Source organism: Imperialibacter sp., from assembly GCF_048007035.1.
Classification (GTDB): domain Bacteria; phylum Bacteroidota; class Bacteroidia; order Cytophagales; family Cyclobacteriaceae; genus Imperialibacter.
Window position 1 is genome coordinate 3,806,442 of record NZ_CP180355.1, and the last position, 25,289, is coordinate 3,831,730.

Sequence of the window (25,289 nt, forward strand, 5' to 3'; positions counted from 1 at the left end):
AAACAGATACCACTTGGAAGTAGAGATGCAGCGCATGGAACACTACAGTAATATTGACCCATACAATGCTCGTTAGACTGATACCCCCCTAAAGGTAAGTTAGGAGGAAATGCCATTCTTTGAAAATTCAATGGTAAACTTTGTTCCGTGGTTCTCTTGGCTTTCAACCAAGATTTTTCCTTTGTGCATTTCGACGATTTGCTTTACAATACTTAGGCCAAGGCCCGTTGATTTCTCTCCTCTGATCCCTGGGCGTCGGATGTTTTTGGAAAACTCCTTAAAAAGAGAGTGCAGGGCCTGTTCTGGGATGCCGATCCCTTCGTCGTTTACCTGAAAAAGCACTTTGTCACTATGCGCCCTGGTTTCAATTACAATACACTTGCCGTCTGGCGTGAACTTTATGGCGTTGGATAAAAGATTATCAACAACTCGTCTCAACTTTTCTTTATTGCATGGAATGCTGGCGTCGTCACACAGATCAGTTTTAAGATAAATAGCCTTCTCGCTGGCCTATATACTGAAAATTTGCAAGCTGTTTCGGATTATCTCGTTGATATCAAATGGTTCCAATGCCAACCTCTGCTTGTCACTGTCCAGTTCTGCCATTTCTATTAATTCAGCAATTATCGTTTCTGAATGACTACATATGTCGTTTTTCAAGTTCAGATATTCCCGACTTACGCCATCTGCATTACCCATCATCAACTCGTTAAGCATTTGAATTTGAGTAATGGGAGTTCTAAGATCATGAGCAACAAGCTTAAGGACAGCATTCTTCCGTTCATTAATTTCATATGACTCAGAGAGCTTGAGCTCGGCAAGTTTCCGCTCGGTAATGTCCTGCTTAGTTCCATAAACCTTTAATGGTGTGCCGTCAGGTGCGTATATAATCTCACTTCTGCTGCTTACGTAAATTGTTTCTTTTAAAGAGTTGACACATCTATACTCATAGTCGAAATTTTTTTTATTCTTCAAACATTCTGAAAAATAGGCCATGACTTTACTAAAATCGTCCGGGTGGATTAGCGCTTGAAATTCTTCAACAGTGTACCTATCCTTAGGCGGGAGCCCGAAGATTCTAATGAAGTTTCGGGAGCCTCTCCATGTTCCATTCGTGAGGTCTGTTTCATAGCTCCCAAGGCCCGCAATTGCCTCAATCTTTTCTAAAGTAATGTGCCTCTCCATTGGTCGATATAAAGCTCACGGTGATACCACTGCATTTCAATTTTGAATTCAAAAAGAATTGCATACTAAAATAATATACGCAATAAATATTAGAATTCAAGGCAGGTCAATCCTTTAAGGCTTAACTAAGAAACGATCAGGTCCGGGCAACTCATATTTCTAAAACCACATCCGTTCGAAACGTCTTATGTTGATCGCGAGCCACGTACCCCAGTTGGTTGGTATGAAAGGTTGCCTTCCCTATTTTTAACGACTCCTGGTTGTTGTGGTTGTGGCCATGAATCCAGTGATCAATCTTGTATTTCTCGGTCAGCCAAAGCAGGTCTACGTGGTATACCTCGTTCAGGGCGGTAGGTTTGGGATAGCCGCAGTATTCTGGGGGGTAGGGGGCATGGTGACTTACGATAATCGTATTTCCGAGAAAAGGTATGGCGAGAGCCTTCTCCAAAAAGTCGATACAGTTTGCATGACAATCGTTGTAGTCTAGAGTTGTAAAGTTTTCTCCTTTGTAAATGCAGTTACTGAAGTCATTGATCTTCGATTTAACGTAAGAATGATTAGATATCTTGGAAAAAAGTGTAGTGAATAAAATTCGCATACCCGGGAACTCAATCACCTGGTTGTTGAGGTAAAAGATATTGTCTCGGATTGGTAGCCTAAATGATGGAAATGTTCTCTCAATATCGTACGACCAACTATAAAATTCATGATTGCCTGGGACGATGTAAACTGCCTCGAACTGATTCGACAAAGTATCAAAAAAAGGTGAGTTGACATGTAACTCGGTCAGGTAGGTAATATCGCCTGCCAGAATCAAAATTTCTGAACACGGAATAAATGGATTCCTATAAATCCATGCAGCATTGGCCAACATTTCCAGATGAAGATCGGAGGCGTATTGGATTTTCAAAAGAAACGTACACTTAGTGGTTTCTTAAGATAGTTATCTTTGTTCCAATGACCTATGCAATGAGTCAAATTTTGATGGTATGAGGTTATTATTTCCACGCCATGAGGATAATTTACTGAGATGGGGGGAAATCGAATTGAGCCTGAGCTATTCTCCAACGCATTCTTTGCCGACTTGGGGGTTTAACTAGGCTTTTTAAGGGCTGCCAGTTGCCTGGCAACGCCTAAAACTGTGCTAATAAATCTTTTGGCGAAATAGTTAGCTGAGATGGTAAGCTAATTTCCTAAAAATACGTGTCTTCTCCTAATAAATGCAGCAGAGTAACGCAATTCTTCTGGCTAAATTTAACCGCATTTTTTCCTCGCTCACGCCAAAGCAAAATAACTTTCCTTCCAATGCTTTGAAGTCCAATATTTTAGCGACACTTCCGTCGAGCCTACATGTCGCCGCTACAACCAAAAAATCTGCCTGCCCACTGAAAAAAGAGAATTACTTTTCCTTGTGGTAGTCCGGAGTTTAAACCAATGAGAACCTAAGTCTAATCCGTGCAAAACTAGATTATCTACTATATTTGCGGTTCCACAATATGAATTTGGAATATGACAAAGATTATACCCGTTACCCTAGTTTTTACGGCGTTCTCCCTATTTTCCTGTACCAGTGGAAAACGCAACGAAAGTGAAACAACACCTACAAATGACCAGCCGGAAACTTGGATGCTGCTTTTGGCAGGGAGTACGCTGGATCAATGGCAAATGTATAGCCAGGATAGCATAAAAGGCTGGAGCCTGATTGATGGAGAGCTACACGCTTCGGGCGCTGGTTGGGACGCAGGTGAGGACATTATCACTAAAGAGACTTTCGCCAATTTTGACTTATCGTTAGAATGGAAGGTTGCTCCTGAAAATAGTTCAGGCATATTTTTTTATGTTCAGAATAATAGCGATCAGCCAATTTACGAGTCGGCCCCGGAATACCAGGTGATGGATGATAAAGGATGGCCGCAGCAAATGAAGCCCAATCAATATACCGCTGCTAATTATGCAATGCATGCACCTGTAGGCGCTGAAGTGAAGCCTGCGGGAGAATGGAATACTACTAGAATCACTGTCAACTATCCCCATGTTGAGCACTGGCTTAATGGAGTAAAAGTGGTTGAGTATGACTTTGGTAGCGAAGATTGGGAAAATAGAAAAGCATCCGGAAAATGGGCCGATGTTCCCAATTACGGCAAAGCGAAATCAGGCCATATCGGACTGCAGAATGCAGGGAAGGTAGTTTACAGGAACCTCAAAATCAGAGAATTATAGTAGAAAAGTCCAAGCTACCCCTGTGTTGAAAACCGGTTCTCTTTTTTTAAAACTTGTAAAAGCTCTAGGCTATTCGGAGAATAGTAAGCTGCTCATTATTCATGCCGACGATGCTGGTCTTTGTCATGCTGAAAATGTAGCTACAATACAGGCAGTGGAAACTGGAATGGTCAGCTCCTACAGTATGATGGTACCGTGCCCTTGGTTTACAGAGATGGCACAATATGCAAAACGTCAGCCAAGCATTGACTACGGTATCCATCTAACACTAACCTGTGAATGGCAGGACTATAAGTTTGGCCCGGTTCTTCCTGCTCATGAAGTCCCGAGCCTGGTCGACGAGCACGGATATTTTCACCCAAACAGAAAGTTACTTGCCCAGCATGCCGTAAACGACGAGGTACAAAAAGAACTGAAGGCTCAGGTTGAAAGAGCCTTCGATTTTGGTTTGACACCCTCTCATTTGGACTCACACATGTACAGTGTTGGCGCACGTGCTGAATTTCTGGACATCTACAGAGGTTTAGGGCGTTTTTACTGCCTTCCGACGTTGATCAATAGCCAAATGATGGAAGAGGTTGGATTAGATGCCAGCTTGCATATTCGCAAAGACGATCTGGTTGTAGATCGAGTTTTCCTCGGCACTTTTTCAGATTTCGAAAAAGGCCGTCTTGCCGACTTTTATGAACAAGTACTGAGAGAACTACCAGTTGGTTTGAACGTCATTTTGATCCACCCAGCCATCGATAATCATGAGATGCAGGGCATTGCCATCAACCACCCTAACTTCGGGTCAGAATGGAGACAGATCGATTATGAATATTTTTCCAGTCAACGATGCAGAACTGCACTTTTGGAAAATGACATTAAATTGATCTCGTGGAATGATATCAAAAATTTGATTAACAGCACCGAACGCTCACCGACTTAAGGCAGGGTCATATTCTTTTTTTCTCGTTCGATAAAGTCAACTAACCTGGTGGGGCATTTGCCAGTTAACTTTTCAAAATTATCAGAGATTTCGGGCTCTTTTTGAAACCTGGGTAAAAAGTGAAGCATTGCCATCACTAAAGCAAAACCTTTTGGGACGCCTTCATTTCTCTTTTTAAAGTAAAAATTTATCGGATCGACGCTGTTAAAGTGAATTTCTGTACCGATCACTTTGCTGATCAGATGAGTGACCTGGTAGAAATCTTTGTTTTCAGTGCCGGTAATATCGTAGCCAGCATTCTGGTACTTCGTGAATGACTTTATTAGGAGCGCCGTTGCTTCACCGATGTTTCTTACATCAATCCAATTGAATTTGGCATGTCCTGATGGAAGAGTGATTGTGCGGCTCTCCCGGATTTCGGATAAAAGGGTCGTTGTTAGGTTTTGCATAAAATAGCCGGGGCGGACAAAAATATACTTGAAACCATTTCTCCGTATAAGAGCTTCTATTTTGTTGTGAGGAATAATGCTACTCTTTTCCACGCCTTGAACCGATAAAAAAACGATCTCTTCAATGCCATTTTCCTTAGCTGACAACAAAAGAGGTTGAAAGTATTTTTCAACTTGTGAAATATGCGGCGGCCTAAGAAGAAATAGTGTATCGATCTGCTCAAATGCAGATTCAAAAGATTTTGAGTCTTCGAAATCAAACTGTTGAAAGGATAGGTTAGGGTACTCGGAAAACTCTATTTCGGCACGTTCAACATTTCGAACGGCGGCAACAATTTGAGCATCCATATTCAATTCACTGAGAGAGTGTATCACCTCTCGGCCTATGTTTCCAGTTGCTCCCGTTATGAGTATTTTTCTCATCCTTTAAAATTGTCCAATCACAAAAAATCGGAGCAATTATAGCGAAATCATGCAACTAAGTCAGAGAACTCTCACTACAAACGTTTAATTGAATGGCGGCCATCATTATCTTGGTGTTGGTAGGGTTGTATCAAAGGAAATATCTCTGAAAAAGTATGGTTCCGTTTAGGAATATTCTATCAGGGCCAAATATTCGCAGAAAACTTGCTCTAAAAATGTTGTTGAATTCAATTTGGGGCCATCAAAGTGCTTTATATTTTACAATTACTATGTCTTATCGTCTAACCAACAGGCGATGTGGTATGATTTTATCATTTACCACAACATGCACTATATAGATCCCATTGGGAAGATTAGAAGTGTTAATGATTCTAGGGTCGGAACTTACAACGCTTTCAAACATAGCTACTAGTTTTCCATTTAGGTCGAAAACCTTGTAGTCGCATACTTCTTCTTGCGTTTCATTCTCTGAAAGAACATTAATAAAAGCCTCCTTTTCTGATGGATTTGGTGAGATCGTTATTTGTCTACACCCACCGCAAGCGTTTGCTGTAACATATTTTGATGAACTTAATGCATTACCGCAAAGGTTTGAGGGAGTTACAGTAACGTACCCGCTGCTGCTGCCGGCTGTTGCATAGGCTGATGTGGCTGTCGTGCTTGAAGGCCCAGACCAGCCAGATGGCCAGGTCCAAAGATATTGTGCGGCTGCGCCACCTCCCGCTGAAGAAACACTATAGGAGTATGATGAGCCACTGTAAACAGAGCTACTTCCACTTATGGCACTCGCATTATTAGGCTTTCCCACCCAGATACTTTGTGAGAACATTTTGGGGGTGCAGCCACCTGTGCCTTGCCCAGTTAGAGTTGCAGTTACTGTGCCCCATCCACTAACCGTAGAATTTGCCGCTCTAAACGATAGACTAGCTGTTCCCTGGCCTCCTGTAATCGTAATGTTGCTTGAGGTTGACCAAACAATAGTTGAGCCAGAACTAGGAGCATTATAGAGCGTCATAATCTTACCCGGACTATAACAAACAGGGTAAAATTCAAGGGCTAAATATGGGATGCCAATTGTGTTGGTCGTTGTCCAGCTAGAACCTTTGCCCAACCAAGTACTCAATCTTGTCTCATCTGTCATTGCCCCATTCCATGAAATAGAGACTTTACCATAAAAATCAGTGCCGGAACCAGTACAAGTTGAAGTACCTCCATACAATTGACCTACTACTCTTTTATTCTGGTCAAATAAGGCTGCACCTGAAGATCCAAGTTGTGTTAAACCATCATCCCAACCAACTTCCCAGTAGGCCGATCCCGGTGTTCCTGAGGTAGGTGTGGTAGCTGCATTGTTATCAAGTGAAACTTTCATTACGTCCCCTTTCGGATGATGGATCGTAGCGGAAGAAGTTGGGGCTGTCGAACTGTTTGACCAGCCTGCATATTTCACGCCAGAGGAAACTGACGGAGCGCCGTTCATCTGAACCAAAAGAAAGTCTGTTACGCTGGACTGTGCCTTGATACTTGATCCAGAAACTGTCGTCCAAGATGTTGCTTCACTACTTGGAGAACACGTTGGGCTTTTGTATCGGAAGCGGAATACCCAGTTTGGGACAGCGTCAAGCTCACTTTGACTTAGACTGCCGTTTAGGTCAGAATCCATACAATGCCAGGCAGTCAGTATATATGGAGTATAGTCCTGACATGCATTATTCATCAATGTGCCAGTACAAATGCGATTTAAACCTGATATAATCATCGCAACAGCATCGGACTGTGCAGCCCATGCGCTGTATGCGGCACAGATTGTATTATTATCATCAAGGCAGCTTTCTGAGTCACCAAAAGACTTTTGGACAATATTTTTATACCCATGAACAACAGTACTAATGTTTATTTCAGTAAGTCCACTAACTTCTTCTGGTTCAAATAATTCAAGTATTAATCCCTCGCCAGGAATTACATCTGTGGCAAAACTCTTACTTACGCTATTTTCGTTATCAGTGATTGGGCCGTAGATAAATGAACGATCTTCATTATAGATATATAACACATCACCGTGCGGAAGAAAAAATTGATCAAGAAGTAGATTTATTGAATATGCCTTCTTGCTCCTGATTCCAATCTTCCATACTCTTCCACCTTCTACTTTCTCCCAGCTCCCTTCTGAAAGTCCTATTGATACTGGTATTTTTGCTCCGAATCGAAAGAGATCTCCATTGAGATCGCTTATGCTGTCTTCTTGCAGCAGTTTCTTTAAATCAATGCTCGGCATATTTTTTGACTTGACAGCACCGCCCTTACTTTTAAATATACCGGTTTGAGAAACCTCTCCAGGCTCAGTCGCTCGTGACAAGGGCTGTGAAAAAACAAAACTGTTGCCTAGTAGTAGGCAGACAGCCAGAAAGTAGATTGTTTTCATAATGTTGAGAAAAAGGGCTACTCAATTGAGAAGGAAGCTCGGAAGTGTTTAACATCAGACGTGAATTCTTCACCTTCAACAGCAAAACTAAAGGGTGTAGAAAACTCCGTCGTGTAGTTTCCACCAGGTAGTGGTTCTCTCTCTTGATTCACAACAAAGGCACCGGTATAACGAGGCACACCCATGATCCAGGGATATGCGTTCCATGGAATCTCTATGCGTAATGTCTCTTTGGGATAAATTGTCATTCCGTAAACTTTTATCAAAAAAATAGAATCGTAGGGCTTCCCGAAAGAAATCTCATTTCCGTTTTCGTCTTTTTTATCCAATGAAAATACTTCTAGAAAGGTTTCTGTATCCATATCGTCAGTCACAAAAAGTATGTTGTGATCTGAATTATTTGTTATCTGCAGACTGAACACAAAATTCTCGCCTTCATGAAAAGAAGTGGAAGGACTTCCTTCAGAATTAAGGAGTTGGTAATCAATCGTTACTGGAATTTCGGGGTTTTCATCGTGTCCACAAGCAAATAAACAGATCGCCGGAATCACTACCCATATAAATTGAATAATTCTATTTTTCATGATATTAGCTGGTAGTATAACAATAATATTAATTCAAATATATACAATAAAATAGTCTATAATACAAAAGATACTTTGTTTATTTATTATCTCAGAGCTGAGTAGTCCAAATATACTACAACTATATTCCACCCAGCATGCTGAGGAAGATAGTCTGGTTTCGATTCATTCTTGTCTATGGCTCTTGACAATCGAAGTTGAAAAATCGTAATATCAACCGGATCAAAAATCGGACAAGCCGGATATTATTTTTATTAACCGTTATTTAATCAACCTCAAGCCTAAGAGGAAAGTTTGAGTTGGAAGAATCCCAACCATAGCACCCACGGCCAATGAAACCAACAAATACTGAGGGTTTCTGGATCCAGCCTAGTGACAGAATTGCTGTCGTTTGAGCGCGGGGTCTGTTCGAAGGGAGGCAAGCCGAAAAAAAGGGAGGGGTAAAGTTTTAGCTACCCCCCCACCGAGTGCCAGACAGCCCACCTTGAAGCCATCACGTCAGCTTACAGGGTGGTTATTGAGAAACCCGAAGCTTCACATATTCGAGGGCAATTTAAAGGAGAATACGCCACTGCTCAAAGTTACTTTATCAGGCCACTCAGGGAGCTGCCGATTCCTCATGGAGCTGATTTGAAAGTGCAGTTCAAACCTACCGGTGACCTCCCCGTTTACTTCGTCGATATCCTCAATTCTTATCCAGTTGGCCTCCAAGGTATCAATTTCGTAAATATCAGCAAGCATATCACCACCGACATTGGTGTAGAACCTTGTTCGACCATTACAACCAATGGTTTTATTCAAGTCCTGAGTGCCTGGCTCGAGCTGAATCGAAGAGATGACCAATTTTTCATGGATGTTGACATACTCCGGATTACTGATGTTCACATACTCCGGGCTTTTCTCATTCCATTTGCGAATACCCACATCAATCAGATTCGGGGAACAAGGTTCTTCTCCAAATGCTGGCCTGGGTGTAGCGGTGTAAACTTCGTCTGATACCCAGTTTCCGGAGTCATTGAATACTGCTGTGACTGATCCAAAACTTGCACCAGGCGTTTGATCCTCTTCACTTCCACATGAGAAGAGCGAGCAGAGTATTAGGGTGGTAAAAATCGTTCTCATAGCTGTTAATGTTTAATTACAAGTTTTTGTGTGTACCGCTTCTTCCCGATTTGAAGGCCTAAAAGGTACATGCCCTCATCAATTTCGTTATTTATGAGCTAAAATGCATGAGATCCTTTGATGTAATGTTGATCTTCGTCCGACCATATAATTTTTCCTGACAGATCGGTTAAGATTAAGCTCACAATTGAGTTTTTATCCAGTTTAAACTTTACAGTAGTTGACATATTGGAAGGATTTGGAAAGACCACCAATTCTATATCGTTATTTACAGTTTCTATTGTCCGATAATATCCGCCACTAATATTTGCAGTCACTTGATGGGTGTATACACTTTGGGTGGGGAGAGCTGGCGATGTCTCGCTAGAGGTTACTTTAAGCCTCAGATAGATCGTGCCTGAACTTGTAATGGCTCGATTGTAAGTTGAAGAAGTGCTAAGCACAGAACCGAAATTGACGCCATCAGAACTTGCTCTCCACTCGTCGTAGTAGGGAGACTGTCCACACTTTTCTAAGGCTTGCCTGTCAAGCCACCTAGAAAAACCCATGGGGTTATCAACCTCATCCAAGACGACGTATTTCGAGCCTTTAAAGTGATATACTGGTGCTTTTTTTAGTCATTTTTGAAGTGATTTCAACGATATCCTTGATTAGATGGAAGAAACAGCAGTGCGTTTTGCCATCCTAAGTTGATTTTCGTTTTGTAAAACTAAGATCAAAACCGGTAGGTTGTTTTGGTATTCCCGATCCAATGACGCTTTCAAATTACAAGAATGCTGGTGGCTTGGAGCAACTCACCTATCGTTTTTTACCTTTTTTCTTAAAATGATCCCAGGACAAAGTAGATTTCATGCCGTTGGGTAGAAGGCAGGTAGTTGTAATCTTTTTCTTGGGCGTGTGAGGTTCCATGATCGGTGAAGCTTTGAATTTAAGTTAGTAAAAGTAATGGGAAAAGAAAGGTTAGAAGCTCATGGCTTTATCTTTTGACTTGCCTGTGGCAAGCGTCCTCCGCCTCTCTTCAATTCTGGATTGGATGAGAGCAACATGGGTGCTTTAATTGAATATAACACAGCTGGCAGCGAATTTCCGGGCATTTTTTCTCTCTCTAAACCATTTGAAAGACCTTTCATGGTACTAAATGAGGTCAATTGATGGGCTGAAGTATTTGCTTTTATCATAAGATAAGCTATATTTAGTATAGATTACAAAAAAAATTTCAGCTATGTGGAACAAAGACATTACCTTGAAAATTATTGCATTTGGCTTCTTATTTTCTATCGTTTTAGATGCCAAATCTCAGGAATCGACGAGAAAACTCTACGACGCCCTCTCTAAAAACACAAATCTAAATACCAAACAGCAAAACGCCCTTGCGAAAATCAAAACTAGACTCGGCTTCAATAGCTATGACCTAGTTAAGATCCGTCACATTGATATGTCCAAAAGGACGGAAAAAATGGAGTTTAGGCTTCCAGGCACGAATGAAGCTATTATGTTCACTCCTGACAGGGTAGAATTTGGGGAAAGTGGCGAAATTATCTGGCACGGCCACAGCGAGGTAGGATTTAGCGAAATCAACTTGATTTTATATGATGGTGTTTATCGGGGGCAAATCTTCACCGATAGCCGAGTATTTGAGATTTACACATTGGATGAGAATATCCAGGCTATTGCAGAATTTGACCAGTCTACTCTTGAAGGAAAATTTTGTAGCACACTAGAAGCTGGGGAAGGTTCGCCCAGCAATGATAAACCCGAGTTACCGGGCGGTGGTTCAGAAGACGGAAGGATTGTATCCTGTAATTTACGAATACAATTGTTAGCATTGTATACCCCCGCTGCTCTTGCCGCCGATCCGTCAATCGTACAAACCATTATTTCCGCTATGAGCCAATATTCTAATGTGGTCTATTCAAGCGGAATGTCCTCACTTGCCATTCCCACCCTCAAAGCGAGCAATATCGTTCAATATAATGTTGTAGAAACACCTCAAATAGACAACAATTTGATAAACCTTAGAAATGATGCTGCAATTGCAACACTACGGAATCAACGAAATGCGGATATTGTTGTACTATTTGTCAATGGTAACTATACAGGAGTTACAGGAATTTCTTACGAAGGTCCTGATGCTGCACAAGCTTATGCTGTAGTGGAAATCCCTGAAGCAACTACTGATTATGTATTTACTCACGAGATGGGACATCTCTTCGGGGCAAGGCATCAGAGGTGCGACATAGCCAATACAACTAATTGTGTCAACACTATCAGCGGCTATCGGCATGGATACAACTTTCAATATGGACTGTTTAACACCTACAAAAGACGGACTGTAATGCATGAATATTATGAAGGGTATACAAGAATTGGAAGATATTCAAATCCAGATATTCAATGGAATGGAAATGCCACTGGAACTTCAGCTCATGAAGACAATGCAAGACAAATTGATGAACAGGCTTTAACCGTCGCGTCTTTTCGGCTTGGTCAGGACGTCGCATGCTATGTTGATGGCCCTACAAACATTTACAGTCCTGGCAACTACTCATGGGAGGCCGTGGTGAGTTGCGGGCAATCCCCCTATACCTACGAGTGGCGATATAGCACTAACGGGACTACTTTTGGCGCCGTATTGAGTACTTCTGCCATCTACACAAGGCCCGTGAATTATTCGGAAAATTTCTATTTACGCCTTAGGGTAGGCTCAAGCGATGGCACAGAATCTATTAGTATACAAACAGTATATGCTAATATTGGTGGATACTATAGAACATCAAGTGAAAGCTCCGGTACTAGAGATATTGAATTATTCCCAAATCCCGCTGGCGACTTTAGCGATTTAGTATTTAGCCTTAGTAAGGAGGCGGTTGTTGAAATAGTATTGTCAGACTTAAGCGGCAAGACAATCAAAAAAGTCGGAGATGGTTCTTATCTGTCCGGAAATCATAAAGTGAGGGTTAGCACAAGGGAATTAAATAACGGCATATATTTGTTGATATTCAATAACGGAGAATCACGACTCACAAGGAAATTGATTGTTTCAAAATAAAATTACAGCTATGAAAAATATTTCTATTTCTTTATTTGCTTTGATCTTGGTGGCATGTGGACAGAGCGACGACGCAATTTCACCGAATTCTTCTGGAGAAGTTGAGTATAATCTAAACGGTGTAAATCAGAAAACCGCTAATGTCTATTTCGAGTTGAACAGCTCCCCAGACTCCAAATTCTGCGACTTTGATAGTTACCTTTTTCGAATAGATAATTATGAGCGTAAAGTCAACGATAATATTCCTACATATGAAAGTTTCTACTTTGATAAATTGACCCTTGAGCCTGGTAAAAGAGTACTTGGAATAGTCGGTTGCAATAAATCTCTAAACCCAGGAGTATCTTTTTTTTCAAAGTTTTCTGACGATCTTCTAGCTGCAACTTATGATATTAGTCAAGAAGAACTGGAGAATAATTGGATTGCCATCGATGAAATCGATGAGGACACTAAAACGGTTTCAGGACGGTTTAGTTTGAGCTTCATTATGAATTGGGGGCACGAAGAGAATGCTATTCCGGATACTATCCGAATCACGAATGGTAGTTTTAATTTGACTCTTGATTGATTTTCATTTATGAAAATGGTTGAGAAATCAATGGGGGAAAGAACGGCTAGATGCCCAGCTCTCGGCCTTTTGACTGGCCTGTGGCCATCGTCTTTAGCCTTTCTTCAATTCTGGATTGGATCAGCCCGACAAAGTCCTGGTTAACCTGGCTTGCCCTGGCATAGTCTGGCCAGCGGGAAACGACTTCAGCTACCTGGTCGATGATCCTTTCCGGACGCATGATTGAATTCTTCTTTCCTTCAGAAGTCAGATCCTTTCTGGTAATGGCGGTTTTCTTTCCATTCACTGCCATATTGCTGTTTACCCAGGGATTGCCCGGATCATAGCTGTAGCAAACGTCATAGGCGGGTGCTGCTCTCCAGTCTTTGTTATGATCAAGAAGAAAGCTAAAGTTTTTGGTGTGGTCGTCGCAGTTAACGCCGAGCACGTTGAAAACCATTTGGCGGTAGAGCTGTTCCCTGTCAGGGTAGGGTAGCTTTAGGTACCTGGCGGTTTCAAACAAATGAGCGTAGGTGTGGCTGCTTACATCTTCGTAGTCAAAATGACGAATTCCACACAAGGTGTGAATGTGCTGCTTGCTGCCATGTTGCCGATCAAAGCGGGCCGTCATAAAGTGGCCCCGGCCGTTTTCTTCCATCAACCGGCAGTCCTGCATCTTAACACCGGCATCTTTAGCCATTTGAGAATAAGCGTACTCGATGCGGCCAAAGCCGGCCGAATCGCCCAGGTGATTGGTGCCGGCGCCAACATCGAGCTTTATGAGCCATTGTTTAAATTCTGGGCCATGGTCCAGCTGGCCAGACCGTATTTCTCCGGAAGCCTCATTCCAGGCGATCACCGCTTTTGCCCTGGCACCGCCTGCTGAGGTGCCTATGCTCAGGATGTCTTGAAAGCCTTCTGCCCTGTCTGGCTCCAGGTGAGTAGTCAGCTTTCCCGCTTGCTTGACTCCAAAGGCTGCAAGCTGCTCCAATTCATCGATGGAAATTCGGGAACGCTTTTCCTGTACTTCCCTTGCCGGGTGATACTCAATAGCGCCCATGCCACGACTACCAATGTAGGCAAGTCGGTCAAGGGGGGTGAGGTCAGAAAAGCTGACGTCCTTATTTTTGAAATAAGAATTCATGAGTCCTTCACCGAACCGGTCGGGCAGGGAATCTGCAAAAACACCGGGAAGGCCCTTGAAGGAAGCAAAGGGTAGGCCGGGAAACGAAAAAACCGCAGGACTGGATTTCAGGTGAATTGGGGATATTTCAACCCCCATCATCCTGAAATTATCTTCGTACCTAAACCTGGCTGAATTTGTGGTTTGATCCCAAACCAGGAAGCCCACATCCTGGCCCCATATTTTAACCTTTAGTGCCATGCTTTACCCGTTGTGGTTGTTTCTGTTCCATTTCGTAAATTAGCTTGGGATCGAGGCGAAGATCCCGCTTGAGCACTTGTGAAAAAGTGGTAAGCTCGTCGACATAGCGAAGTAGGGTGATGAAGTTGACAAGGGAGATATTCTTACCCCCTTCAAGCCTGGCCACAGTAGGCCTGCTGACTCCGGAATGCTGGGCCAACTCTTCCTGGGTGAAGCCAGCTTGAATACGAGCCACCTTCAGGCGCTGGCCTAATTCCTGAAGGATATCGGTATCTGAGGCAAAAAGATAATCCATGTGTATCACTTTTAATACATTATACGTAAATTTAGGCTATTATGTTTGATATTTAATACAAATCGACTTTCCCCTTCGGGAGCAACCAGCCAATATCGTAGTTAACCTACAAGTATGGAAGATTCAAATAAAACCCCTCAAAATATAAACGCATTAGTCAGTGAAATCGGTGAAAGAATGGTCTTATTCAAGCTTTACTCGATCATTCACGATAACAGCGGTTTGGAAATATTTAAGAACTATTCAGAGCCTGGGTATGACATTGGCATAAGAAATACTCATTTAAACAAAAAAGTCAAAATTGAAGTCAAAACAAGACAACATTTGGTTACGACCACCGCTGAAAAGAGTAAGAATACTTGTCACTTTACATTAACAGAGAACGAGTGGAATCATTCAAATTTTCTAATCGGTTACTGGATTGACTACAATGATTTTTTTATCGTGCCAACATCGGAATTAACGAAGACTAACAACAACAAAAAGTTGGTCTACAAATTGGTGTTTTCTAGATTGAAAAAGGTACAAAGTAATATGATATACTCCGAACAGGTTATGCCTTATTTGAACGATTGGGCAACACTTCTAGAATTCTTGGGAACACCACCCGAACAAAAATAGCTGTTTGTAAGGCGAATTGGCTATATTTATCTTATAGGAACGAAAGAGCAATCCGAGATTTTTAAGAAACAAGGTTACCACACTGCAGCTGAGGTATCTGGTGAAACCTTTACCAGGATTACCCAACACGTTACCCAATTGGTATTGGCTGACCATGCTAAATTGAAGGAGTTGAGAGCCACTAAAAGGAAGAAATAAATTCGGGTTATGACTTCTAATACCTCAGATCGGCAATAAACGGCACCTTGGCCATGCGCTGCACATCGAGCGCATAGACACCAAATTCTTCAACGACTTTGCCTTCCATCAGATACACCCCTCGTCCCTTAAACGGATATTCTTTTAGCGATGGGGGAAAATGTACCGTATCAAAAAAGTCTCCCGATAGATCGATGAAGTGCCCAAAGCAAAGCCTTTAGTGAAAGCACTTGGTCAATTTAATTTAGATACCTCTTATCCGTTCTGCAATCCGTAACTGGCAATAATGACTATGGGCGCATATTTGCGCTTTAGTGTATTTTGGCAATTCGATTTCACCTTCGTATTCTTCTGGAATGAGATTGTTGAACTCGGTTAATACAATTTGCATCTCATCCAGGAGCGCTTTTTCTTCATTAGTGTAGTCGTCAAGCGAGTCTTTAGTGGTGTGATCAATATCTATCGCTTTTTTAGTTTTCAAATAAAGCTTCCAGGAACGGAGTTGTTTTAGTCTTATTGCCGGGGGTTCAACCGTTGAGTCATTCTCATCCGCCCTGCTTTGACTAATTTCCGCAGCAACCAACCGTTTCATTTTTAATGTTTCAGCCCTCTGTGTTAAAGGCGAATTAAAGCCTTGCGACCGCTGGTAGTTGGTAATAATCCGCACCGCCCATGCTGAGGTGTTTTTGATGATAATCTGAGTTTTCACGCTTCAATTTATTTAATCCAACCAAATAATTAAAGGCTTGATTGACAGGATGTTCATTTCTCCATGGTAATGTGGTTTGTTTTACTCACCTCAAATCTCCAAAACCATATCTCTTCGAAAGGCACCATGCTCATTGGCCACTGTATAACCAAGCTGGTTAGTGTGAAATGTTGTCTTCCCTATCGTTAAAGGCACCTGGTTATGGTGAGTGTGACCGTGGATCCAGTGATCAATTTTGTTCTTCTCGGTCAGCCACAGCAAGTCTGTATGGAAGGCCTCGTTCAGAGACATTGAGTCAGGGTAGTCACAATAGTATGGAGGGTAGGGGGCATGGTGACTGACTACGACCGTTTTTCCCTCAAATGGCTTGGCCAACGCCGTTTTCAAAAATGCCAGACACAGTGCATGGCATTCATTGTACTCATGCGTACTGAACCTTTCGTCCTTGTATTTACTGACCCTGAAGTCATTCATCCTGGGATCGATGAACTTGTGATTAGTAATGTGGGTGAACAACGTGGTGAAAAGCAACCGTACGTTGCCTTGTTTTATTACCTGGTTATTTAGATAGACGATATTCTTCCTTACCTGAATCTTCATTGATGGAAACAAGCCCTCAATGTCAAAGGAGTATCTGTAGAATTCGTGGTTGCCAGCTATCATGTACACCTTCTTAAATTGGCTTGAAAGCGTATCAAAATATGGCTCTCTAAACCAGTCTTCATGCAAGTGGGTAATGTCACCCGCCAGGATCAGAATGTCGGCTGACGGTATGAGCGAATTTTCCTCCATCCATATAGAGTTGGGAGCCATTTCCAGGTGAAGATCTGAGGCGAATTGGATTTTCAATGATAGCGTTTTGGTGTGGTAGATAGTAATTGAAATAGTAAACGGGGGCCTAAGAATAATGCTGCTATTTTGGTTAAAATAATATTATATCTCTAACACGAATTAACCAAAATGCAATTTTCGGCATTCTGAGTTTGGCAGGAAATAGGTGCTTTTTTGAGCCTGATTTCACTCTCCATTGGCTGGTTCAATCGGTGACAAAAGATAGGCATCAGGCCCGTAGGTGCGAATAAATAAATGAGCTTCGTCCGATAGGTCTAACTTTTCAAGCTGTTCGATTAACCTTCCCTGACTTCTGATATGCTCCCACTCAAAGAAGCCGATTCGTTTTAATTTCCTTTCCTTGGCTAACCGCAAGGCCATCCTTGTCATGGCCAGGTCAAGGAACAGGTGCGCATATTTTTCGTCATTGACGACCTTAAAGAATTCGGCTTCGTCCATACATTGTTTCTTTAATTATTGTCATTACTGGCTATTGCACTAGTTTTTTGACTGCCCCGTAAGCTGTATTTGAAGGTGGAAGAGGTTCACTCCAAAATTTAACAGGTCTACTGATTTTTGATCATCTAAATACAAAGCAGAGATCGCTGCCATCAGCCTTTCTCGGCTTTCCTCTAGTTCCGCATCGTATTCCTCAATCTTTTCCTTTGAAATCTTATGAGATTTGGCTAGCCATATGGCAACATTTTTTGTGACTACATCGATGAAAAAGGGCGCAAGCTCTTTACTGGTGACTATTTCAATTTTTGACATAAGAAGAATTTGACTTTTGGACTTAAACAAATCTAGTTATTCCACTGCAAAATTGCTAGATATAACTAGTTGTTAGGCGCTTAAAAGCCTAGGATTTTGCGGCCTATGCCGACACCAACAATTCTAGAAAGGCTTGGCGGTAAAATCCGGGAGCAACGGGCGTTGAAAAAGTACAGTCAGGAAGAACTAGCCTTCCGGTCAGGTATTCATCGTGCCTACATTGGATCTATTGAAAGAGGCGAGGAGAATGTAACCATGCTTACCCTTGAAAAGATTGCCAGGGCATTGGAGGTGAAGGTGAGTGATTTGATTGATGGCTAACCATGATTGAATCCTTTCCACAGGCTTTGTCGAAATGTTTGGGAAGAGCAGTCCTGTAACGAATGAAAAAAAGGCAAAATCTTTTTAGACCATTCGGTATTCGCTATTCGAAAGGTATGAAACCGATGTGTTCCTATTCAAATATGAACTAAACAAAAGATCAATTTCAATGGCATGGTGATCAAAATCTGGAAATCAATTTCAGCAAGATCGACCCACTGAACGGCCAAATCTGGCTCTATACAAAGGATAAGGCGCAGAGAGGAATTACAGTCAGTCAAATGCTGGGGCACATTCCACCAAGGAAACCATAGTCAATGTGCGCATTACCCAGAAAGAAATAGAGAAACTTATCTGTGGTCTCGATATCTGGAAGGCCCGAAGGAGTCCAGGCGAATCGGACTCACGGAGACTAAAGGTGGAGAATCCGGCAGCAAGGTTAATTTTTGTGTTCCTTCCTAAAACATAGCAGCGTTGGTTGGTATCTGTGATGAAAGGTATTATTGATACGATGGTATAACTTGGGGAAATTCGTAAGATTGCAAAAGAAAACCCTCCTGTTCCACCAGGAGGGTCTATAGGCTATTAAAGGAAAAGAACCTTTAATAGTACTCCCACAATGAAAATTACGCTAATGATTGTCTTGGTATCAACCTCTAAGGTTACCTTGACATTTGGTTGATGGGGGCCATCTCTTTGGCTCCCATTTTCTGTTTTTGGGATCATATCACCTCCTTTCCGTTTTTGATAAATAGTTTCATTTTTCACAAAAGCATAGGTACAGGAATCTTTTATCTTCAAGGGTAATAATTCTCTTCAAATTTTCAGAGGACACAATTTTCTTCACCTTGCTGTAGAAGTATAGGTAATTCCATGAGTGGAAGTTTTCACTATGTCGTCATGAGTGATTTATTTTTTTCGGTATCGTTAGGACAGCTTTTTTCAAGCTGACAGTAATTGTAAGCTTAGCTAGCACTAACAGTAAGCTTGGCAAAAAAATACGTCCAAGCATATGGGCAATTACCAGATAACAAGCGATTGTGTCCGAAAACATGAGATTGGCAACAAAAACAGGAAATACCCGGCCATGGTTATCAAAAAAGGAGTGCTGATCCTCCAGAGTCGGGGTGATCTGCCTGGCTGCAGGAAAAAAATTGATAACAAAACATTCGAATCTGACGAATCTCCGTGACAGCACGTTGAGAATCTGGGATCGAGGTTGGGACGGTATTGCATAAGCCGGAACCAACACATAAATTCATTTTCTAATAGCAGTTCCCAAACAAATGAAAGTAATTATTTCTGCTGTCTTGTTTTTTGGTTTAAATGCCGCTTTCGGCCAGATCACCTCTGATGACATTGAAATTTATGTAGAGGGGCTTAGTGAGGAATACGAACAGAAATTTAGAAGTGCATCAGAACAAATACCTGATGCCCTAAATAAACTTGGGATTACTTCCGCTACCAAATCCGTGAAATTGCAAGTCATCTACCAAGACTCGCAAATTAACTTTATAAGATTCATTGTGGACTTCGATGCTGACTCAGCATTGTTACAGAGTAAGTATAAACAACACCAAAGGAGCACCCAAGTTTATGGTGATGGAGGAGTCAGTGTTTTACTAATTGAAGACCTATTTTCGGTTCTTGCCCAAATAAAAATAAGTGCTGCTAAGGACGGTTACGCCCTTGATAATGAGATAATCGGCTTCCGAAACGTGGTTCGATTAATTGATAAAAAAGGAGATTGGATCCAGTTCTATTCGAATAATTCTATGAACCGGTACGGGTTCATCCAGACAAGCTTTAATAATATAGTTCATATGAAGGTTAATGGTGTTGATTTTGAGCTTGAATCAAACAATTACAAAGCCTTGAGCGAAATAAAAGTATTTTGGGTAAACAGGGTAGTAGGGCTTGACGGAAAACCAACGCCGTCCTATTACTTTCTTAAATTCTTTAACCTTCTAGATGAATAGCTGGCAGCCTAATCATCATAGTTTGCCGCTTTCCTAGCCAGCTTTTACATGCTTAGTTTGCGAAAGCCACCTCTACATAAATTTCTCCGTCTTCATTCATTTGCGCTGCAAATGTGATATCTATTTTCTTTCCAGATTTGGCAACAACCTCTGCCAGGCATTCACATTTGGACAGTTCTTCGTAGACGGCGGTGGTTCTAGCATTTGCCAACTTAGCCTCCTTAAGCCCCTTAAAGACTTTGTAAGAATCCAGAATATGCTTATTCTCGCTCAGGGTGGAATCTAATGAATTCAAATCGGCATATTTTTTTCTGAATTCTACTTTCACGTTTTCATAATAGTTATTGGCACCAATTCTTTCGGCGTCATAATTAGCTTTTGAATCATATCGAAGGTCTTGTAGAAGTTTAAGAGCGGCATCACCAACAGTAATTTCTCTAATCAAGATTTCTTGAGCTGCGATCTTAATTTCTGCATCACCACATTCCGGTATAGTGTTACACGAGGATAAATAGGATAATAAAACTAAAGTTAGATAGACAAAAAGTTGGGTTTTCATACTTTTAAAGTTGTATACAATTCAAGAAAGCCTAACAATATAAAAAAATTCTCTTAGTCGCTGAATTCATCACTACTCCGGGTTATATTTTAAACGATATAGTCCGATTTTAGACTTTTTGAAACGTCACGAGAACTTCTACAAGGTCAGCCATTTATTAATGCTGATCCTCCGGAGCCGGGGTGATCTGTCGGGCTCCAGGCAATAAATTGATAACAAAACATAGGATATAATTATAGATTTCTTTGTTAGTTTTTAGAAAGCGTTGATAATCAACGAACAAAAAATCACCTTGGCCGGTCTTAAAAACGACTCCGAGAGTAGAGAGGTCTTTCCCAGGAGAAACTGGCTTTTGAAGTTGGATCCCATCCTACTCACATCTCCAGACTTGAAAATGGCCAAAAGCAGCCCACGCTTACCACGATATTCAGACTTGCCGAAATTCTTGCAGTGAATCCAGCGTATTTTATTGTTGAAATTTCAAAAACGTTGTGACGATAGTGTGACCATTCACGGAAGCAGCCGAAGCTCTCGATTGTTCGCTAGCCTGGTTAGACCCCCTCGGCGGCAAACCTAGTGAGTCAATCTAGACTAGACCAAGTTTTTGCTCGAAAAAGAACGCATCTGTTTTTTTCAAATGCAACCTTGGTTCAGAGTTCAGAACCAAGGTCGCAAATGTAATTTGACACTATGGTCATCGCCATTCTGACTGCCGTCTAATCATTCGGCAGACTATTCTCACTTTTGCCATCCCTAGCTTTTATTAACAAGTAACATATCCCAACTCTAGCCTGAGTCCTACCAATACCCCCCTGAAGTAATAACAGAAATCTTTCCTTAATTTTATAGTTTGCCCCAACATTAAGATCTAAATATTGACTTGTTGACTTAACGTAGGAATTTAAGTCTGCCCTTTCCGGGTAACCAACTTTAAAGCCGGTTGATACATAAATAAAAGGCTGGAGTTTGCAGTCACTGCAAAAAATATATTTCCCGTATAGCCCAAAGGTATTAAAGTATATTCTATTGATTGTCGTAATACCAGTTGCGGTGATCGGAAGCAATAAAGCCTTCATATACATGTATGATATACCAATTTTGAGTGGTTTTCCGACTGGAGCCTCCAAATCAAGACCAAATGTAGAAACACCTAAGATCTCGCGTTTCACAACAAATTGCGACGAATTGATTGGTGCCAGCGTATCATTTTCTGTGTTAATTCCAAAGGATGGAACTATAGAAATTCCTTGTGGCCTGACCTCATAAGTAAACGTCACTACACAAAAAAAACATACTGAAAATATTATCTGAGAAGTAACCCTCATTTTTAATAGTCGGTTACTTTCGAAATATATGCATACGGGCTCCAAATAGAACAGTCAAAGTATAAATCAGTTGTTGGATCACTTGGTATTCTGCCAATGTAGCTTGCATTCTTGTAAAAATTGACATAGGAACCCTGGCGATAAATAGTGATAATGTCGCCGACATCATAAGTTCCTGGATATGTCATGACCAGGCTTCCGTTGTTATAAAGTTGCAACACATCTCCATTATAGTGTGATACGTATAAATTATATTCAATAGTATCCCAGCTAGCATTATTATTTGGAGGGCCGCTTGATGCGCCAACCATAATATTTGTGGTCTTGCTAGTAATCTCAAACTCATAGAAACCAGTTCCAGAAAATAAATTATCAGCACCGTGAATGTAGGTGTAGGATGAGGCGCCTGAATCCCAGTTATATGTTCCAATTGTCTTTTGCAAGGAAGTTAGGGGCTGACCCTGGCCCTCAGTTGTAGTAGAAAATTGTGTATTTACCAGATTGTTGACGGTTATGGCGGGACTTGCGTCATTGTATGTTGTCCAGTAGAAATTTACTGAGCTAATTTTGTCGTCCATATTCGTGCAAAAAATATCTCCACACAACTTCCAGTCTCCGAGATTATGTGGGATAAACCCATAATAGTTACTCCCATTTCTTGGGTTAATTATAAATTGGTGCGTCTTCCCACCTCTATTATAATCTTGATAGACACTCACAAGCATGTATCTTGTCGATTCGTTGGTCATCCTCATGGAACTCGCTTTGTCATTGAAAGACGTAAGATTAACGGTATAACCCAAAGATTCTTGGTAGGTTTGACTAGAATTTAGTATGGAATAGCTACTCCCACCGTAATTAGGATGTTCATAAAAAATAAGTTCCGAACCTGGTACCCTAACAACCCCGCTTACACGTCGAGCGCTACTGTAAGAATTATCGCTGGATGCACCAGGATTAATCCCTAGAAAATATGATTCATCAAAAATGATTAAGGAGTCTTGAAAGCTTTGGACTTGGCCCACAAACCCAGCAGAATCTTTCTTATAAATACCAGAAATGGCTTCATTGATTCTACCAGTGCTGTCTTTAGTTAGCACTTTTGATTGTTTAGGCTTGTTCTTTCCGAATCCAAATCTCTCTCTCAAAAAGACTTCATTGGATTCCTTATCGTCAAATAGATAAGTAGTCGTATCCTGCATCGAATACGAAAAAACAAATTCATCGTGTTGATCCACCGCTTTCGAAATTAGTTTATAAGCTTTTTCTGATTCTAGGTCGACAAAGAGTAAGGTAGAATCAGAGGCAAATTTATAGCCAAGATTATGAGTTACTCCGTGATAATTTACCTTTCGAAAGGTGTAAGACTCATCTACAGTTGTTTTAATGTCTGAGATATTAATTTCATTCGATATATCAGAACAGGACATTAAAATAATTAAAATAGAGAAATTGATAAGCAATTTTTTCATAGCTGTAATATTTAATAATTTAATATTTAAAGAAAAGGTAAATTTTTTTATTCATATTAGCAACGTGAGATTTTAGTTTTTTTATTCTGCGAAGTTCCTGTGTAATGAATGAAGGCCCCAAAAAGGAAACGGCTTAATAGGGGGGTAGTTAAGGATGCCTATATTGGGAATTGAAAGTGTTCGGGAAGTAGCAGAAAATCCTTCTGGTTAATTTCAGATAGGCCAACCAGTAGCGGCCTTTGTGGGCGAAAAGGGCAGTTCCAACGATGGGAGTCAGATTGGCGTACATAAGAAAATTTAGTCTCAACCACTATGGTGAAAATCTCAATTACTTAGGTTTTTTGCAGCTGACAAAGGATATTTTAAACTCATGAGCTTGCAAAAAATTCAGAAAATTCTAGGTGACTCCATTCAACCTCTCCCGTTTTCTTTGAATACAAAAGCCTGAAGCTGAGGTTAAAAAGGGGCAAAAAAATTTACTATATGTTTTCTTAAAAATTATTAAAGGATTGATAATCAATCGATAACATAGCCCCCTACGGACAACACCTACACCTTGGAGGATGCACACTCGCATTGGAGGCTAAAGATTCAAGGTCGCACAAGCAGATCTCTTCACTTGGGTGCATTAGAATAGCAATATCTTAACTAACGTGAGTTCGACATAAGAATGTCGTCATTCTGGAAAATATTGGCCTAAAATCAAAATGGGCCAATATTAATCCGGAATCTCATATGTCTTGCAGCGGAGATTGTGGAAATTTTCTTCAGATGGGAAAAATATCTGAAGAAAATTTCCACAATGACGCCCCCGGTAATGTTTTGTTACATTCTTATATAGAACTCAGGTTAACTAGTCTTAGTAAGCCTCCACCCTGATTCATCTAACGCTCTTCCAGTGATCTATTTGTTCCTCTCAATATAGCAAAGAACTAGACGGTCAATCTTGTTTTGAGAGCAAAGGCCTCGAAACAAACCAATTTGTTGGCGAAATGTTGGCGACAAAAAAAAGCACTTACAACATAATGTCGTAAGTGCTTGATTATCAGTTGTGGGCCCACCTGGGCTCGAACCAGGGACCACCTGATTATGAGTCAGGTGCTCTAACCAACTGAGCTATAGGCCCTTTAAAGGTTTTTTGTCACAGTTAAAAGGTTATTGACCGTGCTTCCGAAAAGCAATTACCGAATAACCATTAACTTTGAATCCTCTTCCTCTAAAAAAGGACTGCAATATTAGATATTTGCTTTTAATAACACAAACAGGAATCCATTGAATCTTTCAGGAATTAAGCATCTCGTTTTTGATCTTGGTGGTGTCATCATCGACCTCGACATCCCAGCCACATTCAAAGCTTTTGAAGAACTTTCCGGCACGCCAATGAGTGAATGGGAGAAGGGGATACATGAAAGCCGACTCTTTCTTGATTACGAGCAGGGCCTTCTTAATGACGTGGAGTTCCGAGACGGATTGCGGGAGCTCTGTGGGGTGGATGTAGCCGACAGGGTGCTTGACAATGCCTGGAATGCCATGCTGGGCGACATTCCGATGCACAGAATCAATAAGGTTGTGGAGCTTGCTGGCACGTACCAGACCTTTGTGCTAAGCAACACCAATGGCATTCACGAACGGGCTTTTAACCAAATTCTAAACGATTCGTCGGGTAAGCCAACACTCGACCATTTTTTCAACAAAGTTTACTTTTCGCATGTGATGAAAATGCGAAAGCCGGAAACGGAAATCTACCAGACAGTGTTAGAAGAAAATAATTTAAACCCCAGGGAGGTGCTCTTTCTGGATGACAAGCCAGAGAACCTTAGAGGGGCTGAGAAGCTTAAAATACAAACGTTTCTAGTACCTTCGCCGGATAGCTGGTTAGAACTGTTTTAGTG

Annotated in this window: 25 protein-coding genes, 1 tRNA gene and 1 pseudogene; 9 read left to right on the forward strand and 18 right to left on the reverse strand. The window is 41.3% G+C overall.

Features of this window, described 5'->3' with window-relative positions:
• Nucleotides 1–99: 99 nt before the first annotated feature.
• The 3 genes from ACMVP2_RS16330 to ACMVP2_RS16340 form a co-directional block, all read right to left on the reverse strand.
• Nucleotides 100–438, reverse strand: a complete 339-nt coding sequence (locus ACMVP2_RS16330; protein ID WP_339790901.1) for a sensor histidine kinase — start codon at nt 436–438, stop codon at nt 100–102.
• A gap of 72 nt (nt 439–510) precedes the next feature.
• The gene (locus ACMVP2_RS16335; protein WP_339790899.1) at nt 511–1,185 is read right to left on the reverse strand and encodes a PAS domain-containing sensor histidine kinase; all 675 of its coding nucleotides are present in this window, start codon (nt 1,183–1,185) and stop codon (nt 511–513) included.
• A gap of 151 nt (nt 1,186–1,336) precedes the next feature.
• Complete coding sequence (locus tag ACMVP2_RS16340; protein WP_339790897.1) at nt 1,337–2,095, reverse strand: metallophosphoesterase; 759 nt, start codon at nt 2,093–2,095, stop codon at nt 1,337–1,339.
• Between the two features lie 599 nt (nt 2,096–2,694).
• On the opposite strand from ACMVP2_RS16340, the gene ACMVP2_RS16345 reads away from it, so the two are divergent.
• Nucleotides 2,695–3,405 carry a 3-keto-disaccharide hydrolase gene (locus ACMVP2_RS16345; RefSeq protein WP_416864244.1) on the forward strand — a complete coding sequence of 237 codons (711 nt, stop codon included), beginning with the start codon at nt 2,695–2,697 and terminating at the stop codon, nt 3,403–3,405.
• A 25-nt stretch (nt 3,406–3,430) separates the two neighbouring features.
• On the forward strand, nt 3,431–4,336 hold the full coding sequence (locus tag ACMVP2_RS16350) for a polysaccharide deacetylase family protein (protein ID WP_339790893.1): 906 nt from the start codon (nt 3,431–3,433) through the stop codon (nt 4,334–4,336).
• Here ACMVP2_RS16350 and ACMVP2_RS16355 read toward each other — a convergent pair.
• From ACMVP2_RS16355 to ACMVP2_RS16375, 5 genes are all read right to left on the reverse strand, one after another.
• Nucleotides 4,333–5,208, reverse strand: coding sequence for an NmrA family NAD(P)-binding protein (locus ACMVP2_RS16355; RefSeq protein WP_339790891.1), 876 nt, complete (start codon nt 5,206–5,208; stop codon nt 4,333–4,335). The genes ACMVP2_RS16350 and ACMVP2_RS16355 overlap by 4 nt on opposite strands.
• Nucleotides 5,209–5,482: 274 nt before the next feature.
• Nucleotides 5,483–7,630, reverse strand: coding sequence for a T9SS type A sorting domain-containing protein (locus ACMVP2_RS16360; protein ID WP_339790889.1), 2,148 nt, complete (start codon nt 7,628–7,630; stop codon nt 5,483–5,485).
• A 17-nt stretch (nt 7,631–7,647) separates the two neighbouring features.
• Complete coding sequence (locus tag ACMVP2_RS16365) at nt 7,648–8,214, reverse strand: hypothetical protein (protein ID WP_339790887.1); 567 nt, start codon at nt 8,212–8,214, stop codon at nt 7,648–7,650.
• Nucleotides 8,215–8,748: 534 nt separating this feature from the next.
• On the reverse strand, nt 8,749–9,336 hold the full coding sequence (locus ACMVP2_RS16370; RefSeq protein ID WP_339790885.1) for a hypothetical protein: 588 nt from the start codon (nt 9,334–9,336) through the stop codon (nt 8,749–8,751).
• Between the two features lie 98 nt (nt 9,337–9,434).
• Nucleotides 9,435–9,905, reverse strand: a complete 471-nt coding sequence (locus ACMVP2_RS16375) for a hypothetical protein (RefSeq protein ID WP_339790883.1) — start codon at nt 9,903–9,905, stop codon at nt 9,435–9,437.
• 653 nt (nt 9,906–10,558) lie between these two features.
• Here ACMVP2_RS16375 and ACMVP2_RS16380 point away from each other — a divergent pair.
• Both ACMVP2_RS16380 and ACMVP2_RS16385 read left to right on the forward strand, forming a co-directional pair.
• Entirely contained in the window at nt 10,559–12,385 is a 1,827-nt protein-coding gene (locus tag ACMVP2_RS16380) for a M12 family metallo-peptidase (protein WP_339790881.1), read from the forward strand.
• A 10-nt stretch (nt 12,386–12,395) separates the two neighbouring features.
• Entirely contained in the window at nt 12,396–12,953 is a 558-nt protein-coding gene (locus ACMVP2_RS16385) for a hypothetical protein (protein WP_339790879.1), read from the forward strand.
• Nucleotides 12,954–12,999: 46 nt separating this feature from the next.
• Here the strand turns inward: ACMVP2_RS16385 and ACMVP2_RS16390 are convergent, their stop codons facing one another.
• Both ACMVP2_RS16390 and ACMVP2_RS16395 read right to left on the reverse strand, forming a co-directional pair.
• The gene (locus tag ACMVP2_RS16390; protein ID WP_339790877.1) at nt 13,000–14,316 is read right to left on the reverse strand and encodes a type II toxin-antitoxin system HipA family toxin; all 1,317 of its coding nucleotides are present in this window, start codon (nt 14,314–14,316) and stop codon (nt 13,000–13,002) included.
• Complete coding sequence (locus ACMVP2_RS16395) at nt 14,300–14,611, reverse strand: helix-turn-helix transcriptional regulator (RefSeq protein WP_339790875.1); 312 nt, start codon at nt 14,609–14,611, stop codon at nt 14,300–14,302. Before ACMVP2_RS16395 ends, ACMVP2_RS16390 begins: the two co-directional genes overlap by 17 nt.
• 114 nt (nt 14,612–14,725) lie before the next feature.
• On the opposite strand from ACMVP2_RS16395, the gene ACMVP2_RS16400 reads away from it, so the two are divergent.
• The gene (locus tag ACMVP2_RS16400; RefSeq protein WP_339790873.1) at nt 14,726–15,232 is read left to right on the forward strand and encodes a hypothetical protein; all 507 of its coding nucleotides are present in this window, start codon (nt 14,726–14,728) and stop codon (nt 15,230–15,232) included.
• A 442-nt stretch (nt 15,233–15,674) separates the two neighbouring features.
• On the opposite strand, the gene ACMVP2_RS16405 is transcribed toward ACMVP2_RS16400, so the two are convergent.
• The 4 genes from ACMVP2_RS16405 to ACMVP2_RS16420 all read right to left on the reverse strand — a co-directional run bounded on the left by ACMVP2_RS16405 (nt 15,675) and on the right by ACMVP2_RS16420 (nt 17,741).
• Nucleotides 15,675–16,139: a hypothetical protein gene (locus tag ACMVP2_RS16405; RefSeq protein WP_339790871.1), complete on the reverse strand. Its 465-nt coding sequence runs from the start codon at nt 16,137–16,139 to the stop codon at nt 15,675–15,677.
• A 90-nt stretch (nt 16,140–16,229) separates the two neighbouring features.
• Nucleotides 16,230–16,988 carry a metallophosphoesterase gene (locus tag ACMVP2_RS16410; RefSeq protein ID WP_339790869.1) on the reverse strand — a complete coding sequence of 253 codons (759 nt, stop codon included), beginning with the start codon at nt 16,986–16,988 and terminating at the stop codon, nt 16,230–16,232.
• 168 nt (nt 16,989–17,156) lie between these two features.
• Nucleotides 17,157–17,429 (reverse strand): hypothetical protein, encoded by a 273-nt coding sequence (locus tag ACMVP2_RS16415; RefSeq protein ID WP_339790867.1) that lies wholly within the window; start codon nt 17,427–17,429, stop codon nt 17,157–17,159.
• A 39-nt stretch (nt 17,430–17,468) separates the two neighbouring features.
• Nucleotides 17,469–17,741, reverse strand: a complete 273-nt coding sequence (locus ACMVP2_RS16420; RefSeq protein WP_339790865.1) for a hypothetical protein — start codon at nt 17,739–17,741, stop codon at nt 17,469–17,471.
• A 105-nt stretch (nt 17,742–17,846) separates the two neighbouring features.
• On the opposite strand from ACMVP2_RS16420, the gene ACMVP2_RS16425 reads away from it, so the two are divergent.
• Together ACMVP2_RS16425 and ACMVP2_RS16430 are read left to right on the forward strand one after the other, a co-directional pair.
• Nucleotides 17,847–18,062, forward strand: coding sequence for a helix-turn-helix transcriptional regulator (locus ACMVP2_RS16425; protein WP_339790863.1), 216 nt, complete (start codon nt 17,847–17,849; stop codon nt 18,060–18,062).
• Nucleotides 18,063–19,348: 1,286 nt separating this feature from the next.
• Nucleotides 19,349–20,041 carry a hypothetical protein gene (locus ACMVP2_RS16430; RefSeq protein ID WP_339790861.1) on the forward strand — a complete coding sequence of 231 codons (693 nt, stop codon included), beginning with the start codon at nt 19,349–19,351 and terminating at the stop codon, nt 20,039–20,041.
• A gap of 52 nt (nt 20,042–20,093) precedes the next feature.
• On the opposite strand, the gene ACMVP2_RS16435 is transcribed toward ACMVP2_RS16430, so the two are convergent.
• Nucleotides 20,094–20,600: a hypothetical protein gene (locus ACMVP2_RS16435; protein WP_339790859.1), complete on the reverse strand. Its 507-nt coding sequence runs from the start codon at nt 20,598–20,600 to the stop codon at nt 20,094–20,096.
• 336 nt (nt 20,601–20,936) lie between these two features.
• Between ACMVP2_RS16435 and ACMVP2_RS16440 the strand changes: the two are divergent.
• Nucleotides 20,937–21,095, forward strand: a pseudogene (locus tag ACMVP2_RS16440) (helix-turn-helix domain-containing protein); the annotation flags it as partial.
• A 221-nt stretch (nt 21,096–21,316) separates the two neighbouring features.
• Here the strand turns inward: ACMVP2_RS16440 and ACMVP2_RS16445 are convergent.
• From ACMVP2_RS16445 to ACMVP2_RS16455, 3 genes are all read right to left on the reverse strand, one after another.
• Nucleotides 21,317–21,925 (reverse strand): hypothetical protein, encoded by a 609-nt coding sequence (locus ACMVP2_RS16445; RefSeq protein ID WP_339790857.1) that lies wholly within the window; start codon nt 21,923–21,925, stop codon nt 21,317–21,319.
• Between the two features lie 2 nt (nt 21,926–21,927).
• Nucleotides 21,928–23,397, reverse strand: a complete 1,470-nt coding sequence (locus ACMVP2_RS16450; RefSeq protein WP_339790855.1) for a hypothetical protein — start codon at nt 23,395–23,397, stop codon at nt 21,928–21,930.
• Between the two features lie 1,052 nt (nt 23,398–24,449).
• Nucleotides 24,450–24,523 (reverse strand) — tRNA-Ile (locus ACMVP2_RS16455).
• Nucleotides 24,524–24,669: 146 nt separating this feature from the next.
• Between ACMVP2_RS16455 and ACMVP2_RS16460 the strand changes: the two genes are divergently transcribed.
• Nucleotides 24,670–25,287 carry an HAD family hydrolase gene (locus ACMVP2_RS16460; RefSeq protein ID WP_416864245.1) on the forward strand — a complete coding sequence of 206 codons (618 nt, stop codon included), beginning with the start codon at nt 24,670–24,672 and terminating at the stop codon, nt 25,285–25,287.
• The last annotated feature ends 2 nt before the right edge of the window (nt 25,288–25,289 follow it).